Annotated in this window: 15 protein-coding genes; 9 read left to right on the top strand and 6 right to left on the bottom strand. The window is 40.9% G+C overall.

From position 1 onward, the window contains the following. Nucleotides 1-78: 78 nt before the first annotated feature. Nucleotides 79-984, top strand: a complete 906-nt coding sequence (locus tag OGX95_RS12740; protein WP_193148704.1) for a LysR family transcriptional regulator — start codon at nt 79-81, stop codon at nt 982-984. Between the two features lie 171 nt (nt 985-1155). Here the strand turns inward: OGX95_RS12740 and OGX95_RS12745 are convergent, their stop codons facing one another. Beyond that, entirely contained in the window at nt 1156-1854 is a 699-nt protein-coding gene (locus tag OGX95_RS12745; RefSeq protein ID WP_065810842.1) for a DsbA family oxidoreductase, read from the bottom strand. 68 nt (nt 1855-1922) lie between these two features. After that, nucleotides 1923-3032, bottom strand: coding sequence for an alkene reductase (locus OGX95_RS12750; RefSeq protein WP_193148703.1), 1110 nt, complete (start codon nt 3030-3032; stop codon nt 1923-1925). A gap of 214 nt (nt 3033-3246) precedes the next feature. On the opposite strand from OGX95_RS12750, the gene OGX95_RS12755 reads away from it, so the two are divergent. The 5 genes from OGX95_RS12755 (at nt 3247) to OGX95_RS12775 (ending at nt 6191) form a co-directional block, all read left to right on the top strand. Then, entirely contained in the window at nt 3247-3588 is a 342-nt protein-coding gene (locus tag OGX95_RS12755; protein ID WP_199996638.1) for a thioredoxin family protein, read from the top strand. A gap of 156 nt (nt 3589-3744) precedes the next feature. After that, nucleotides 3745-4539 (top strand): SDR family NAD(P)-dependent oxidoreductase, encoded by a 795-nt coding sequence (locus tag OGX95_RS12760; protein ID WP_032445063.1) that lies wholly within the window; start codon nt 3745-3747, stop codon nt 4537-4539. Nucleotides 4540-4565: 26 nt separating this feature from the next. Beyond that, nucleotides 4566-4901, top strand: a complete 336-nt coding sequence (locus OGX95_RS12765) for a carboxymuconolactone decarboxylase family protein (RefSeq protein WP_003863470.1) — start codon at nt 4566-4568, stop codon at nt 4899-4901. A gap of 90 nt (nt 4902-4991) precedes the next feature. Continuing rightward, the gene (locus OGX95_RS12770; RefSeq protein ID WP_003863469.1) at nt 4992-5543 is read left to right on the top strand and encodes an OsmC family protein; all 552 of its coding nucleotides are present in this window, start codon (nt 4992-4994) and stop codon (nt 5541-5543) included. Nucleotides 5544-5630: 87 nt separating this feature from the next. After that, entirely contained in the window at nt 5631-6191 is a 561-nt protein-coding gene (locus OGX95_RS12775; protein WP_003863468.1) for a TetR/AcrR family transcriptional regulator, read from the top strand. Nucleotides 6192-7279: 1088 nt separating this feature from the next. On the opposite strand, the gene OGX95_RS12780 is transcribed toward OGX95_RS12775, so the two are convergent. Next, nucleotides 7280-8518 carry an ankyrin repeat domain-containing protein gene (locus OGX95_RS12780; RefSeq protein ID WP_193148701.1) on the bottom strand — a complete coding sequence of 413 codons (1239 nt, stop codon included), beginning with the start codon at nt 8516-8518 and terminating at the stop codon, nt 7280-7282. Between the two features lie 175 nt (nt 8519-8693). Further along, nucleotides 8694-9164 carry a hypothetical protein gene (locus OGX95_RS12785; protein ID WP_193148700.1) on the bottom strand — a complete coding sequence of 157 codons (471 nt, stop codon included), beginning with the start codon at nt 9162-9164 and terminating at the stop codon, nt 8694-8696. A gap of 110 nt (nt 9165-9274) precedes the next feature. Here OGX95_RS12785 and OGX95_RS12790 point away from each other — a divergent pair, with 110 nt between their 5' ends. The 3 genes from OGX95_RS12790 to OGX95_RS12800 all read left to right on the top strand — a co-directional run bounded on the left by OGX95_RS12790 (nt 9275) and on the right by OGX95_RS12800 (nt 13642). Further along, on the top strand, nt 9275-11395 hold the full coding sequence (locus tag OGX95_RS12790; RefSeq protein ID WP_220419234.1) for an ATP-dependent nuclease: 2121 nt from the start codon (nt 9275-9277) through the stop codon (nt 11393-11395). Between the two features lies 1 nt (nt 11396). Then, nucleotides 11397-13148, top strand: coding sequence for a UvrD-helicase domain-containing protein (locus OGX95_RS12795; protein ID WP_286629657.1), 1752 nt, complete (start codon nt 11397-11399; stop codon nt 13146-13148). A gap of 125 nt (nt 13149-13273) precedes the next feature. Further along, entirely contained in the window at nt 13274-13642 is a 369-nt protein-coding gene (locus OGX95_RS12800; RefSeq protein ID WP_286629658.1) for a hypothetical protein, read from the top strand. Nucleotides 13643-14076: 434 nt separating this feature from the next. On the opposite strand, the gene OGX95_RS12805 is transcribed toward OGX95_RS12800, so the two are convergent. Both OGX95_RS12805 and OGX95_RS12810 read right to left on the bottom strand, forming a co-directional pair. Further along, the gene (locus tag OGX95_RS12805) at nt 14077-14595 is read right to left on the bottom strand and encodes a YqeJ family protein (RefSeq protein WP_286629659.1); all 519 of its coding nucleotides are present in this window, start codon (nt 14593-14595) and stop codon (nt 14077-14079) included. After that, nucleotides 14595-15398, bottom strand: a complete 804-nt coding sequence (locus OGX95_RS12810; protein WP_286629660.1) for a winged helix-turn-helix domain-containing protein — start codon at nt 15396-15398, stop codon at nt 14595-14597. The genes OGX95_RS12805 and OGX95_RS12810 overlap by 1 nt, the downstream gene beginning before the upstream one ends. Between the last annotated feature and the right edge of the window lie 93 nt (nt 15399-15491).

Here is a 15491-nt window from a genome sequence, read left to right on the forward strand (position 1 = left end):
ATTCTATTTCTGCATTAATTGATGGTATGGTTTATCTGCTATGGCGGTGTTTTTTGATGTTATTATTGAGGTTGTTAGATGGATATCAAAGCATTACGTTATTTTTTGCAAGTCGCAGAGACCCTCAGTTTTAATCGCGCCTCTGAACGGCTCAACATATCACAGCCCGTAGTGACACGTGTTATCGCCCAACTCGAACATGAGATTGGCACTAGGCTTTTTGACAGAACCACCCGCCGCGTTTCATTGACACCCGCAGGAACTGTTCTGCTTAATGAAGTTCGGCCTCTTATCGCACATGTTGAGTCTGTCCAGCAGACGGTTCGTCATGTTGTGGCTGAACAAAGCGGTAAATTCACGGTGGGATATACTACTCTGGCTATGCAGACGGTCACTCCTGATTTACTGCGACTTTTCAGCGAGAAGTATCCTGAAATTGAGTTGGACGTCAGGGAAATGACCACCCATGCTCAGGTCGAAGCGCTGCTGTCAGCCGAAATTGATGTAGGCTTCGTATTAACGCCGGTTGAAGATGAGGCGCTGACAGTCATTCCGCTGCATAAAGAGCGACTCAGATTAGCGGTATCCAGCCGTCACCCGCAAGCCGCTCTGGCAGGAAAAAATAAACCGCTTCCGTTGGCTGCTTTTGCAAATGAGGAGTTTATTATCCCCTGCAAAGAGCAGTTCCCTGCCGTTTATGATGAAATTATCCGGCTTTGTGAGGAGGCAGGATTTCGTCCCCGCCTGCGTTCATGTGGAGAAAACCAGACGTGTGTCGGACTGGCACGAGCTGGTCTTGGCGTAGTATTCGTCTCTGGCAGAACAGAGGATATTCCTTCAGAAGGGTTAGAATTTGTTGAAATAGCAGCACCGATACCTGAATTGGAAATTGCAGTTGTCTGGCGGACACGTGATCCCTCCGTACTATTACAGCCATTCAGGGAGTTGGAAGAAATAACCATAGAAAACGGAAGCATAGATTGAATTTATGTTCAGAAATCGAATTGTCGTGAATGCCTGAAGATGCCCGCAAAATAACCAGGAAACAGGGGCAAAGTGAAAAAAATTAATTGGCGAATTTAAGCTGACTTCCGGAATAATTTCAGACTGAAGATTACTGACGGAAGCCAGGTTAGCCACGAATGCCTGTAGACATTATTTACAACCATCTATTCCGCAGACCATCCCCTCCATGAACATGGACTCATCTTTGGTTTCTTCCCAGACTTGTCTCAAGGCGCTCAAAAAATTCGCGGCTGGCTGTGCGCCACTGATTGCATATTTATTATTGATCACAAATAGAGGTACGCCACTTGCACCTATCGCACGAGCCTTTGCCTCATCGTCATCAACAGAGTCCCTGAATACAGGGTTTTCTAGGGCACTTTCAGCCTGAGACTGTGTCATACCGGCTTCAATTGCCAGAGCAATCAATACATCCCTGTCAAAAATAGAACGCCCTTCAGTTGTGGCCGCAGAGAACAACTTTTCTGACATCTGTGTTCCGAGCCCTGCCTCACGCGCAGCAACTGCAAGGGTATGCGCTTCACGTGTATCGCCAAAAAGCATAGTGTCAAAGTTATAGATCAATCCCTCTGATTTCCCCGTGCTTTCAATCTGGTTCATCATTAACTCTGCGCCATGCTCACCACCAAACTTCTGATACAAAGCCGATCTGAATGGAATAGGGGGGTGGTCACTCGCAATACGATAGCTGTGATGACGTACATCGACCTGTTTAGAATATTCAAACTCTTCCAGACCCTTTTCAAATCGTTTTTTAGCGATCCAGCACCACGGACAGACATAATCAGACCAGACATCTACTGAGATTCGGGGCATTAATGATTTCATTTTGTACTCTGAAGATATATGACAGGTAAAGTAAAATGCCCGGATTTATATTATCCGGGCCGACTTAATTATTTTTCGCTGTATACCGGGTAATCGGTATAGCCCTTTTCCGGAGAGCCGCTTACACCGTAATAGGTCGTGCGATCGCTTTCCGCCAGCGGCCAGTTATTTTTCATTCTTTCAACCAGATCCGGGTTGGCGATAAATGGCACACCAAACGCAACCAGGTCAACTTCGTTGTTATTCAGGCGTTCTTCTGCAATATCACGGCTGAATCCACCTGCTGCAATGATCGTCCCACCAAATGATTCACGGAAATCAGCTTTAAATTTCTCAGCGGCTTGCGGTGCGGTGACGTAGGTCGGCTGGAAATAGAGGTGCACGTAGGCCAGGGAGCGCTGGCTAAGAGCCTTCGCCATTTCTGACCAGGTTTCTTCTTCCCCGACATAGGGGGCAAGATCATAGATGCGACCGAACGGAGAGAGTCGTACTGCGACTTTGTTGCCGCCAATTGCATCGGAAACGGCATCAATGGTCTCCAGCAGGAAGCGCTGACGATTTTCTACCGAACCACCATACTCATCGGTACGGGTATTCAGCTCACTGCTCAGGAACTGGTCAAAGATGAAACCGTTAGCCGCCATGATTTCAACGCCATCAAACCCGGCTTCCACCGCCAGTTGTGCTGACTTCACAAAATCGCGGGTAACGCGCTTCACTTCATGCGTTTCGAGTGCACGCGGAATGCTTGGGGCAACCGGGCCGGGTTTACCACTTTCGTCCCAGGCAAATACTGTTGTATTAGTCGCAGGAATGGTGCCTGAAGAGACGGGGGCAATATGACCAGGTTGTAGTGAGGTATGAGACATACGCCCCACATGCCACAGCTGCGCGAAAATTCGGCCACCTTTCGCATGGACAGCATCCGTTACCTTACGCCATCCCTCAACATGCGCATCATTATAGAGACCAGGCGTATAGAGATACCCGCGACCTTCTTCGGAAACAGGCAGCCCTTCAGTAATCAGCAATCCGGCTGAAGCACGCTGCGCGTAATACAAGGCAACTACGTCATCAGCGATGTCATTCAACGTGCGAGTACGTGTCATAGGTGCCATAACCACGCGATTTTTCAGCTCAACGCCACCGAGGTTGTAAGGGGTAAATAACGTCTTCATTGCATTCCTCATCTTAAGAGTCACGAAATTTCTGGCCACAACGACCATTCTGGTCACTCCGTCAAAAATCACCCGCAGCATTAATCATGGATGTCGGGTCAATCTTGTCAGCGAGTGAAAGTGTGCGTACCATATCAACCTACTACTAGGTAGGCAAGTGAAAATCTGTTTTTTCGTGCCGTAATGACTGATACGTACAACGCCGGAGATAACGATGACAAATGTACGCACCTACAATGAAGACAACTTTCATGATATCGCATGGGGTGAGGGACTGGCCGTAATCAGGTTCTTTGCACCGTGGTGTCCACCCTGTCGTGAGAGTGAAGCGGAATATTTGCAATTCGCAAGAAAACTGGGGCCACATGTCAAAGCAGGTGTGGTGAATGTTGATAAATCACCTGTTTTATCAACTCGGTATGAGGTTTTTGGGCTTCCTTCTGTTCTGGTGTTCAGAAATGGTCAGCTGATGAAACGTATTACAGGACAGAAAACTGCAGAGCAATACGCAGCTATTTTTTCATCAATTACCGAACACGAAGCAGATGTACACTGACGATACCATCCGTTGGGTTTTGACGATGTTTTAGATGTCAGAACCCGACATCGGTCAGTAAAAAAATAAAACGTAAACTTGACAAAGAAAATACTCTCGCCCAGACTACCTACTAGTTGATAGGCAACTACAGAAACTTACCTCACCGGAGGCATTATGCAAGATACACAGTTTACGAATCATAAAGTCCTGATCATTGGTGGCACCAGTGGGATCGGTCTTGAAACAGCAAAGATGGTTTTAGAGCAGGGCGGAAAGGCTGTCATTGTAGGTAGCCGTGCTGAAAAAGCAGAAGCCGCACGCCAGGAACTCGTAGCTATTTCGGGTGAGGAGAATGCATTCGCTCTGACTGCTGACTTATCCAGTATGGAAAGTGTTGCAAAGCTCATCGCTGCCCTGAAAAAGGATCACAGCGATATTGATATGCTGGTCAATTCCGCCGGCATTTACTATCCAAAAAGTTTCCTTGAGCATTCAGTCGTGGATTACAACAACTTCCTCGATCTGAACCGGGCATTCTTCTTTATTACACAGCATGTTGCTGCATCACTTGTAGATCAGAAGAAAGCTGGATCTATTGTGAATGTTACTGCAGTCGCTGCACGCCAGGCAGTAGAAACCATCACCGCTTCAGCTTACTCCATGGCCAAAACGGGTCTGGATACTCTGACACGCCACGCCGCAGCAGAGCTGGCTGAGCACGGTATCCGTGTCAATGCAGTAAGCCCTGGTATTGTTGAAACCCGAATTTTCGAACGTTTTATTCCGGGTGAACAACTGGATGGTGCGCTGGCCAGTTTCAATAACTTCCATCCGCTGGGGCGGAACGGTACACCGCGTGATGTTGCGGAAACTATTGTTTTCCTGCTTTCAGATAAAGCTTCGTGGGTAACCGGGGCAGTCTGGGATGTGGATGGCGGTGTAATGGCAGCCCGGAAACTCGGCAATTAATTTTTTACTAATCTGAGGAAATCATCATGTCTGCAGAATGGGGCAATCGTCTCTCCGCGCTGATCAAAAGCGTCGGTAATCTGGCCAAAACAAATAAACCTGTTGCTAACGCGTTTCATGGTCTTGAAACCGCTACGCGCGAAAACAGTGTTCTGGATGCCAAAACTCACGAACTGATTGCCATTGCTGTGGCAGTGACTACTCGTTGTGACGGTTGTATTTCCGCACACGTGGCCGCCGCCAAAAAAGCTGGTGCAACGAAAGATGAAATCGGTGCTGCAGTAGGGACTGCGATTGCGCTTAACGCCGGTGCTGCTTTTGTCTATTCAGCACGCGTAATGGACGCCTACGACGAGCTGTAATTCCGGCTCGGTTAGTTACCGACAGACTCAAATCCGGGCGCCTTCTGTAATCCGGCTGCCCGGTAAATCTCAATGAACAGGAATATCAAGATGACAGAGAAAATGAACGGTATTGATGTTGCTGCATTCCAGCAATTCGCCGAAAAAGTGACCCAAAACCCGGAAAAAGCAAAAGCCAGGTTTAACGTAGAGACCCGCTGGGCAGGACAGACCCGTTCAGTTTCTACCATGAAGTCATATGAACTCTTTGGTGACAGCATCGAGCGTACCTTCCATGTCGCCGCTGATGAACCATCAGAAATACTTGGAAGCGATACTGCACCTAACCCACAGGAACTGCTCATGGCTGCGCTGAATGCCTGTCTGACCGTAGCGTATGTGGCGGTAGCTGCCAGCAAGGGCATTAAGGTTAATTCCCTGAAAATCGAAACGTCAGGCGAACTGGATCTGCGTGGTTTCCTTGGGCTTGATGAAAATGTTAACCCCGGATACGATTCAGTCCAGTACACCGCGTTTATTGATGCTGACGCTCAGCCGGCAGAAATTGAAGAAATTCATCAGGCCGTACTGAAGACGTCACCAAACTATGCGAATTTCTCGCGTTCCATTAAGATGGAGCCGAAACTCGTCATTGCACAATAACCTAAGTTGCATGATGGCAGACGCCCTGATTTGAAACAGGAGCAAGCGCCTGCCCTTGCTTCGTCATTTTTCACACAGGTCGATTTTATGTCTATGGATACCCGACAATCATTAATCAATTCTGCAGAGTTTATGCTGCGTTCCAGAGGTTATGCTGCCTTCAGTTACGCTGATCTGGAAAAAATGGTCGGTATCAGAAAGGCCAGTATTCACCATTATTTCCCAAAAAAAGAAGATCTTGGTGTGGAAATTGTTGAAACCTACATCAATCGTTCGGCTGTGGATTTCGAAAAAATCGATCATGACTTTCCAAATGCTTTTGGTCGGCTCTGTGCTTTCGCTGCATTGTTTCGGGCTGCAATGGCTGATGGTATGTTACCGCTATGCGGAGCACTGGCAGCTGAAATGGCAGCCCTGCCGGAAACTATGCAAAGCCTTACGCGGAAATACTTTACCCTGCAACTGCAGTGGCTTGAGAAAACCATAGAGGAAGGTACTGCGGCTGGTGAATTCGCGGCAACAGGCACACCCCGGCAGAAAGCGTTTCAAATTTTAAGTCTCCTTGAAGGCAGCAGCTTTGTCCGCTGGGCAATGAATGACGGCACAGATCTGGAGCCGGCTGCTATTGGTGCTATTGTTTTCCATTAATCTGAAAACCTGCGGCCCGATTTACAATACCACTATCATTGTAAAATCGGGCGCCAAAAGAGCCTTTATTCCCCTCGGTAGTCACCTGCATATTATTTTATCCCTTGACCGCTTACCCTGAATGCCTGGTTTAGTTCAGGTCGCCACTATTTGACGTAATGACTTTTATACAGGCCAAAGCTTTTCTTGCCCGAACATTCAAGCGTCATCAACCGGCGTCATCCTGATCAATATGTATAAATCCGCAACCCCTGGACAACTTATATGTTTGCGTGTCTGGTACTGAAAGACTGGGTTAAATGAAGAAGAGTTACGTTAAGGTAACGAACGCCTGCTTTGTGTCAAGAGCGGACGTTACGCACGAACTATAGTGGTTAATGGGTGAGGTAGTATCCAAACTTAGAGTATTGTTCCACTCATCCAGAGTCAGAGTGAAAAGCATGCTTGCGGGCTCATTTTTCACATTATGAATATCACGCACATACCGAGACCTGCTGTAGTCAGGAGCTTTTCGGATGCCAGATGGTTTGGTCTTACTACCGCAGAAATTTCAGCCAGTTTTAAAATACTAATTCCATCGCTGACCACATATTTAGCTAACTCTGTTGCCAGACCTTTTCCTCATCACTTTATAGAGAAACGATACCCCAAGTTAATTATCTGTGTATCAGTCATAACGGATAACGCTAAGTCCTCCAAAACCGATAATTCTTCCTGGATTTTTCTTCAGTGCAATAGCCCATTTCTCGAAACTATAATTTTCCCAATGGCTAAGCCATCGGCTCAAATCATTACGTGTATGAAAATAGAATTTAGGTTATCTAACCCCCATTTAGTTAATTATCAAATTAGGATTTAAGTTCATTTAGTGTGTGAGAATGTTTTCCTATACTATGTTGAAGGCGGTATTAGTTATTATTGTCAGAGTGCCGAGGTCGTCATTCATACAACCTTTACTATGACGTAGTCAATCAGGGAGACGATGATAGCTATATCACACTATACAGCGCCCATATTTATTGACGTACACATAATTTCTTACTGTAAGTATCGAGAGTGAATCAAAACTGGATATGAGAATAAAATCCTCACAGCCTTCTTTTACAGGCGGTGCGTTTTATATCCGGTTTAATTACGGTTTTAAGCGTTTTATGTTCCCTTAGTGCAAGGTAGGCAAGAATTTCAGTGAGAATGTCCGGATCTTCAATGTCATTAATATTTACATTTACTTTGTTTCTTATGAACCATTTAATGATCTCCTTGTTTTTTACGCTAACCAGCGGGGTGTCATACCATGAGCAAAGGGTGATATTGCTGAGATCAATAACTTTCTGCGCTTCAGTAATAAAATTTTTAATATCTTTGTTGGCGTATCTAACAACGCAACGGTCATTAATTTTGTAATCGATATTCTGGCTTTGCAAAAATTTAATTAGCTCAATGCAGCCATAAGTAAGGCGATTGAAAATTAATGGTCTTGCTTTAATAAGGTTAATGTAAGGTGTAAGCACACGGAGACACTGGTCAAGTTGATAGTTGCTGAACAACATGGTCTGTATGTATTCAAAGACGGTTTCTCCATTATTATTAACACGGTTTATATCGCAGCCATTGTTGATTAAAATGTCTGTAATTGGTTTTTTATAAGGGTGAAAAATTAAGCTGTTCCCATTTCGATCCTGTATGTCAGGATCAAGGCCCGCAGCGAAATAAACATCCAGTAAGTCAGCATCTATGTCGGTAATGTTAATGGAATTATGACCATATATATCCCTTTGGTTAACATTGATACCTTTCTTAATCAGCAGACGCTTAACGTCAGCCTCACAGACGTAGAAAAGCGCATTTCTTCCATAGCTGTCAGTGTGGTTAATATCAATACCACTGTCGATGAGTTCTCTGGCTGAGCTTTCGTTGGTCGCAAAGAAAAGCGCATTTTTATCTTCAAGTTCAGGGTGGTTTATGCTGATACCATTTTTTACCAGTAACTGAACTGATTCAGCGTCACTGGTGTAGAAAAGCGCATTCCTGCCCAGCGTGTCCGTATGATTGATATCAATCCCGTTCTCAGTCAACACACACAGGGTTTCTGGACAAGTTGCATAGAAAAGCGCATTCCTGTTAAACATGTCAGTATGATTAATATTTATTCCGGCATTAATCATTGCTTCCATAAGCTCAGGGTATCTGCAACCGAACAGCGCATTCTGGTTCGATGAATTTAGCGTGTTTATGTCAATTCCTGTCTTTAATAATTTTATGAGTTCTGCTGGTGATTTCATTTTGAAAAGTTTCAGGTTATTATCGATTAAAGATTGTTGGTTCATATTTTATCTCCATGGTTATAATGTAAAACAACAATAATCAATGGATTTTTGTTTTTCAAATTTATTTTTAATTGTTTTTAATGCGAGTGTGTAATGCCATTTAAATTAACATAAGGATTAGCTGTCTGGTATAAATAAAAATAGAATATTACCCGCAAGGTAGTATCTCAATTAATCACGAGTTAGTATCCGAACTAATCATGATTTTGCATGTATTCTCTGATAGTGGTTTGATATGCGAAATAATGTCGGGAAGCTTTGGTGGTGAATCCACACCGCCAACAGAATAGCGCGCACAGTAGAAACGTATCAGTAGAATGAACAGCATTACAGGTAGTGCTTTTCTTTTCTGACCGAAGGGAAGAAAAGCAAGGGCAATCCGGAGAAGCAAGCGCAGCGGCTTCGCAGGGTTAGCCCTTGCTTTAGTTGTAAGAGTGAAAAAATTCATGCAACGGCCACCCTTGCAAGAAATACGTAAAACTTTGCTTATGTTGATCTCATACGCTTCCGTTGCAACGCAGAAGAAGCCCTGAATTGCTGCTTCGATTGTGTGTGAGAAACACCGTAATCCCCGTAATGAGGTGTTCCAGAAGCATGTCTGTTCTGAGTGAATCATCAGACTTACTTGATCAATTAAGGTCAACATTGCTCTTCCTTGACTTAACTAAGCTTTTTGAACAGTTGGTCTTGGTGCTTCGCTTACTATGGAGTAATCTGATGTATAGAGAGAATGAAGCAGGGAGTTAGTATATTTCTATGTATATCAATAAGTTATCTATCAGGAACTATAAAAATTTTCGTAATTCAAATTTCTACTTTGTAAAAAACTCAGTAAATACAATCATTGGTGAGAATGCTTCAGGTAAAACAAACCTATTTAATGCCATCAGACTTATTTTAGATGATTCTCTTCCTATGAATTCGAGGATACTCCTTAATGAAGACTTTCATCGTGGCATAGGTGAGCCATTTGGACATTGGATCATAATCACACTCCATTTCGATGATTTAGGTGAATCAGAAGAGGAGCAAGTTCTTGCTAACTACATGATTAATGATGGAAATGATAAATCTATAACGAACGGGAATTATACTTTTGTATTCAGACCTAAGTTTCATATTAGGCAAAAGTTATATGAATTAACAACTGAAAATGCAACATTCAATAAACGACGGATTGCTTTCAAAGAATTGATATCTAACAATATCATTTCTAAAGAAACCTATGAAGCTGTTGCATTTGTCAGAACTAAAGTTGATTTCAATGATAATGGAATCTATGAAACTATAGTTGGTGATTTCAATAAATTTATTTTTCCAAATCCAAATGATGATGATGCTGGATCTTTAGGAATAAAAAAACCACCTTATTTCGCTTTGGGTAGTGAGGTAGCTTGTACTTACGTTAAAGCACTAAGAAATGTTGTAGCCGACCTTAAATATTATAAGACGAACCCCCTCTACAAGCTGTTAACATTAAAAAGCAAACAAATTGATGATAGAGTTGATATTGTTGAGAATGTTAAGGCAATAAATTCAAAAATTTCATCTATACCGGAAATTGAAAGGTTAAGTAATAAAATATCATCATCATTAATTAATACTGTTGGTTCAACTTATTCACCGAAGATTTTAGTATCATCACAACTTCCAGAAGATTTTACTGAATTGATTCAATCTCTTGGTTTGGTAGTGGAAGACTCTTTAGATTATGATGGTTCAGGTCGTATTGATGATTTGAGCCTTGGAGGAGCTAATCTTATTTACCTTGCTTTAAAGCTGTATGAATATGAAGAAATTAGAGATAGTGAAGATCATATTACTCATTTTCTTTTAATAGAGGAACCAGAGGCTCATATTCATACACATATTCAAAAAACATTATTCGATAATTTTAATTTCAAAAATACTCAAGTTTTCGTTTCTACACATTCAACTCAAATAAGTTCCGTATCAAAGATTTCTTCGATGAACATTTTATCCCGCCAGAAGGGTTATACTGATGTTTATCAGCCATCAAATGGATTAAAACCAAAAGAAATATCATCCATTGAAAGATATCTTGATGCTATTCGTAGTGATATTTTATTTGCAAAAAGTGTAATTCTTGTTGAAGGCGATGCTGAGTTAATACTGATACCAGCAATGGTAAAAGCAACATTGGGAATCAGTTTAGATGAACTGGGCATTAGTTTAATAAAAGTAGATGGAACTGTTTTTACACATCTATCAAATCTTTTTAATAAACATCGTTTGAAGAGAAAATGTGCAATATTGACTGATCTGGATTCGGCATATGTAAAAGAAAGTGATGAAATATTTGATGAGGAATTTGTTAAGTCTTTAGTTAATGCTGAAGTTGTTGGGTTACGAAGAAAAGTAGAGTTGGACAATTATACAAGTGATAATGAATTTGTTAATGCCTATTATGCAACGAATACATTTGAGACTGAGCTTATTAAATATTTGCAGAATAAAAAACTATTTATATCAGTAATGAAGACTGCTTATAAACAAGAAGCAAACTATAAGAAAGCAGTGGCCGAGATCTCATCGACTGATAAGAGAGTTCGTTATAAAAGAGCATTAATGTTCGCAAACAAAATCGGTAAAGGTTGGTTAGCCACGAGCATGGTTGAACATCTTAATTTTAATAATAGAATTCCCGACTATATTTTGAGTGCAGTCAAATTTGCTCTTGGAGAGCGTGAACTTAATACTATATATGAGAAAATACTTTCCTACAATATGTCATGTATTGGGGATGAGTGTGAGAAGGAATTCAATAGAATAAATAATAAGCCTGATTTAACCAGTAAATTAATAGAATATAAAAAATGTTTTAGTGATACTTTTGTTCGCTTCATGGAGTTGTGATATGCCATATAGAAATTTAACTTCTGAACAAATGGATGCGGTCAGATGGGATGGTCACTTATTGTTAACTGCTTGTCCTGGTTCAGGTAAAACTAAGACATTAGTTTCTAAGCTATGCTATATATTAGAGCATAAAGAATTATTTAAATTAGGTAAGAAAAAGATAATTGCTTTAACATATACCAATATAGCGGCAGGTACGATTCTCGAAAGAATCATGTCATTCGGAATCGATAGTGATTCATTATGGATTGGAACAATACATAGTTTCTGTCTTAATTGGATTATTAAGCCTAATATGGATAGAATACCAAGACTTCGAAAAGGTTTCTGTGTAATTGATGAGCATGAAAAGGAATCTTTAATTGATGAGATAAAAGGAAGATATGAATTATCAATTCATGATAAAGTAAATACGGCATTAAATTTAAATTTCAAGCCACTTTATCAGCTCGGTCAAAAAGAGCATTCCGTTGTAATGGAATACCATACTTATCTAAATTCCAATCGTTTAATAGATTTCGACTTGATCCTTAATCTATCTTGTCGTCTTCTGGACAAATATGATTTGTTATGTGAAAGACTCTCATTGCTTTTAAGGTATATATTGGTGGATGAATACCAAGATACATCTCATATACAGTATGAAATATTACGGCTCATTGTTACGAAAAAGAATACTATAGTGTCGTTAATAGGGGATAAGGAACAGGCCATTTATACTGGGCTTGGAGCTGTTGTAAAGGATAGATGTGAATTAATGGATTTTTTTGAGCTTGATGGCTTGGCAGAGATGAGATTGACTGGTTGCTTTAGAAGTAGTCAATCAATTATTGATTTTTATAGTAAATATAAAGATGAGCCATATAAAATCCATTCTCTTTCAGCGTATAATGAATTTAAATCAGTTGTTGTTACTGAAAGTGCAATAGACTTTACTCAATTATCTTCATATATTTCAAGTGTGATTAAGACCCACTTGGAACAAGGTACCCCTCCAAATGAGATCGCAGTTTTATGTCCGGGTTGGTTTGATGTAATTAAATTATCAAATGAGATCATTTCTCTGAACCCGCATTTTGAAATAGATGGAGTAATGGTTTCTCCAATACCAAAGAATAATGAGAACTTTTGGCTTAACCTTATCAAATTGCTTTTGATTAAGAAAGTTCCAAATAATTTTAATCTAAGGCAGAAACTGCTTCGTGATTTTCACAAACAACTCAATAATATTGAGCCATGGACTGAATCTTTATCTTCTAAGCAAATGATAAAATGGATTAATAAAATAGCTATTTCAGTGAACTATGATTGTGCTATTACTGATTGGATACATGAGGTAATCAATTTCTTTTGCGATTATATACAGATTAATTGCAATTCTGAAAGCTATTACTTTAAGGAAAAGGAATCATTGATAAACTCCACTCAAAAAAGAATTGATAAGTATAAAATGACATATAGAGCAAATGACTTACATTCTTTTTTTAATTCAAAAAGTGGCGTTAAAATAACAACTTGTCACTCAACAAAGGGCGATGAATTTGAGGTCGTAATCTGCACCAGTCTACTTTATGGAAAAATACCTAACTGGAATGATATTAGAGGATGCAGTCATGAGCATCAAAATTATGTTGCTCGCAGACTTCTCTATGTCATTTCATCACGAGCAAAAAAACATTTATATATGATATCTGAATCAGGGTGTAAAACCAAAGGAGGATATCCATATAAGGTTACACCTCAATTATGATTTTGCATTTCATCTCTATAACAATGAAAAGGTTTATGAAATTTTTTCATTGTTATGACACTTGACATTTAAAATATATCCTCTATCTAATATTTAGCAATAATGAAAACAAAAGGAGCGCCATAATGGTTAAATATGAAAAAGCATTCAATGAAGTTAATTTTCTAATGAGTGAGATACTCGATAAATTAAATATAACATTGGAGGAAACTGATTTATTTCCTACGGAAGATATATTTAGAATAGTTGTAATGGAAATCGAAGTTGATAATTTGAAGTTGATATCCTCTATTTTTATGAATGATGAATATCATGAGGTTAAAGAGGATATGACACCCGCAGTGAACAAATTCATACATTGGTGGGGAGATAATCTTGATTGTGATAATATAGATATACCGGCTTTAATTGCGAAAAAAGAAGAAAACATTCTTTCTCCAGTTATTTCAAAACATTTAAAAAGTGAAAAAAAACAGAGCAAAATAAGAATTTGATACTTTTGATGAATATATTCTGAATCCATGGCGATTATCATGTTTATTATTTAATAAAGCCTGCATAAAAGCGACATGATTATCGCTTTTACATTTTGTAGCTCATTTGTAGCTTTAATTTAAAATAATTACACATACCAATTTAAAATCAATATGTTAAGGCTGTGAACTTATACTGCTGCATCATGGGGGTGTGGTTGGAGAAGTCCGTATCAAGTGACTCTTTCATATCGCCTTTGCTCTTTTTTAATCTTTTTGGGTACCGGGGAAGTCTCATGTGAGTCCCTGAAAACTCACACAAACCCACAAATTTGTCATTCGAAAGCCGCCTAAAAGGCTGTAACGGCGAGCGTTGGCTCAGACTGAATGCTGTATCTTATCACCGACAACCACTGAGATTCATCCGTCGGTTGAATCGCCAGAATGTCTGGCGATTACTCATTTTCTGGCAGCGCATAATTCTGGCAGTACAGGTAGGGGATCCCTTCTTTGGTAATCAGATAGGTATCTCTGTTCAGTGCGAAAAGATCGACATTAGAGACGCTGGTGTTGGTGAGGAAGAAATCGGGCAGGATCTGCTGGATTAAACTGGCGGAAGCCGTTTCACGGTTCGATACATGAATTTCCTGTGAGACCCATACCGGGCTGGTGCCGTAACTGGAGTGCGTAAAGAGCACCATGCGTTGTACAGTCTGTTCATTATTAGTGGCATCACTAATAATGCCATCAATATTCACAATGCCTTTAGTATCACCGCTTTTGATATCAATGATCCCCTTAAACGAGGCGGTATTACGCACGATATCAATGGCTGCCCGACAGGAAAGATTATGCAGGTGATTATGATTATTGCCGAGCCGCCAGATGCTGGCAATCGCGATTACGCAAAGGCAAAGCATCAGGATAATACCTGTCTGGATACGGAAGCGGGGAGTGCGAGGACGTAAATTCATTAGCTATCATACCGTGGGTAATAGACAGACTGACACGCGTTTTCTTGTTCGCCTTTCATTGGCGAGCGGCACAACAGCACCGACAATTTTTTTGATTCCGGATAGGTCGTGATATAGATAAATTTATTGGCCTGACATAACGCAGGATTTTTGTCGATAAACGCAGTATGCCGGGAGAAATTGCTGGCATCGTTATTAAAATAATACTGACAGTCAGTTGATACTTGTGGTGCGGCAATATAACCGGAAAAATAATCATCACTGCTTTTCCACGGGAATACGATCAGAACGCAGATTATTAGTGTCAGCACCATCATTATCGTTTCAATGGTGGTAACCCGTAGTTTATGTGGCGTCTCCGCCAACAACGCCTCTATACCCGCTTCTGGTGTTAAGCCAGACTCAGGTGCTCCCGGTATGTCAATGGATAAAGGGATACTCTCTGATGTTGCAATCTCCAGGATTTCAAACTCTTCATTAATAATCAGTCCCTTGCGAGGTATCGTTGTGATGAACGTTTGCTCCAGGTCCAGTTGCAGCAGGCTTTTGCGTAATGACAGGATGCTCTGATAAAAGGCATTGAAGCTGACCTGGCGATGATGACTACCCCAGCCAAACTCCAGTAATTCGTTCTGTGAGACTACCTTTCCGCGATGTTGAATAAGTAATAAAAGACATAGTGATGCCGAGTGTTTAAGTTTTATCTGCTGCTCGGGATGGTCTACTCGCGTCAGACACTGTGTACCTGGCGTGAAGATTATTTTATTTTCAATTAGATAACTGACATTGCCAGTCTCGGACATAATGCCTCAGCTCTTGATGATGCACCCAGTGGTCAGTTGGTTATGATAACACTTTGTCCAAAAAAGACGCCAGAACCGCGCAGTGTTTCAATT

The sequence above is a fragment of the Citrobacter sp. Cu233 genome, assembly GCF_030332225.1.
In the GTDB taxonomy this organism is placed as follows: domain Bacteria; phylum Pseudomonadota; class Gammaproteobacteria; order Enterobacterales; family Enterobacteriaceae; genus Citrobacter.

What these genes read in the sequence shown, in the direction of transcription:
- OGX95_RS12740 (WP_193148704.1), top strand. Translation starts at nt 79, where the DNA reads ATGGATATCAAAGCATTACGTTATTTTTTGCAAGTCGCAGAGACCCTC.
- OGX95_RS12745 (WP_065810842.1), bottom strand. Translation starts at nt 1,854, where the DNA reads ATGAAATCATTAATGCCCCGAATCTCAGTAGATGTCTGGTCTGATTAT.
- OGX95_RS12750 (WP_193148703.1), bottom strand. Translation starts at nt 3,032, where the DNA reads ATGAAGACGTTATTTACCCCTTACAACCTCGGTGGCGTTGAGCTGAAA.
- OGX95_RS12755 (WP_199996638.1), top strand. Translation starts at nt 3,247, where the DNA reads ATGACAAATGTACGCACCTACAATGAAGACAACTTTCATGATATCGCA.
- OGX95_RS12760 (WP_032445063.1), top strand. Translation starts at nt 3,745, where the DNA reads ATGCAAGATACACAGTTTACGAATCATAAAGTCCTGATCATTGGTGGC.
- OGX95_RS12765 (WP_003863470.1), top strand. Translation starts at nt 4,566, where the DNA reads ATGTCTGCAGAATGGGGCAATCGTCTCTCCGCGCTGATCAAAAGCGTC.
- OGX95_RS12770 (WP_003863469.1), top strand. Translation starts at nt 4,992, where the DNA reads ATGACAGAGAAAATGAACGGTATTGATGTTGCTGCATTCCAGCAATTC.
- OGX95_RS12775 (WP_003863468.1), top strand. Translation starts at nt 5,631, where the DNA reads ATGTCTATGGATACCCGACAATCATTAATCAATTCTGCAGAGTTTATG.
- OGX95_RS12780 (WP_193148701.1), bottom strand. Translation starts at nt 8,518, where the DNA reads ATGAACCAACAATCTTTAATCGATAATAACCTGAAACTTTTCAAAATG.
- OGX95_RS12785 (WP_193148700.1), bottom strand. Translation starts at nt 9,164, where the DNA reads ATGTTGACCTTAATTGATCAAGTAAGTCTGATGATTCACTCAGAACAG.
- OGX95_RS12790 (WP_220419234.1), top strand. Translation starts at nt 9,275, where the DNA reads ATGTATATCAATAAGTTATCTATCAGGAACTATAAAAATTTTCGTAAT.
- OGX95_RS12795 (WP_286629657.1), top strand. Translation starts at nt 11,397, where the DNA reads ATGCCATATAGAAATTTAACTTCTGAACAAATGGATGCGGTCAGATGG.
- OGX95_RS12800 (WP_286629658.1), top strand. Translation starts at nt 13,274, where the DNA reads ATGGTTAAATATGAAAAAGCATTCAATGAAGTTAATTTTCTAATGAGT.
- OGX95_RS12805 (WP_286629659.1), bottom strand. Translation starts at nt 14,595, where the DNA reads ATGAATTTACGTCCTCGCACTCCCCGCTTCCGTATCCAGACAGGTATT.
- OGX95_RS12810 (WP_286629660.1), bottom strand. Translation starts at nt 15,398, where the DNA reads ATGTCCGAGACTGGCAATGTCAGTTATCTAATTGAAAATAAAATAATC.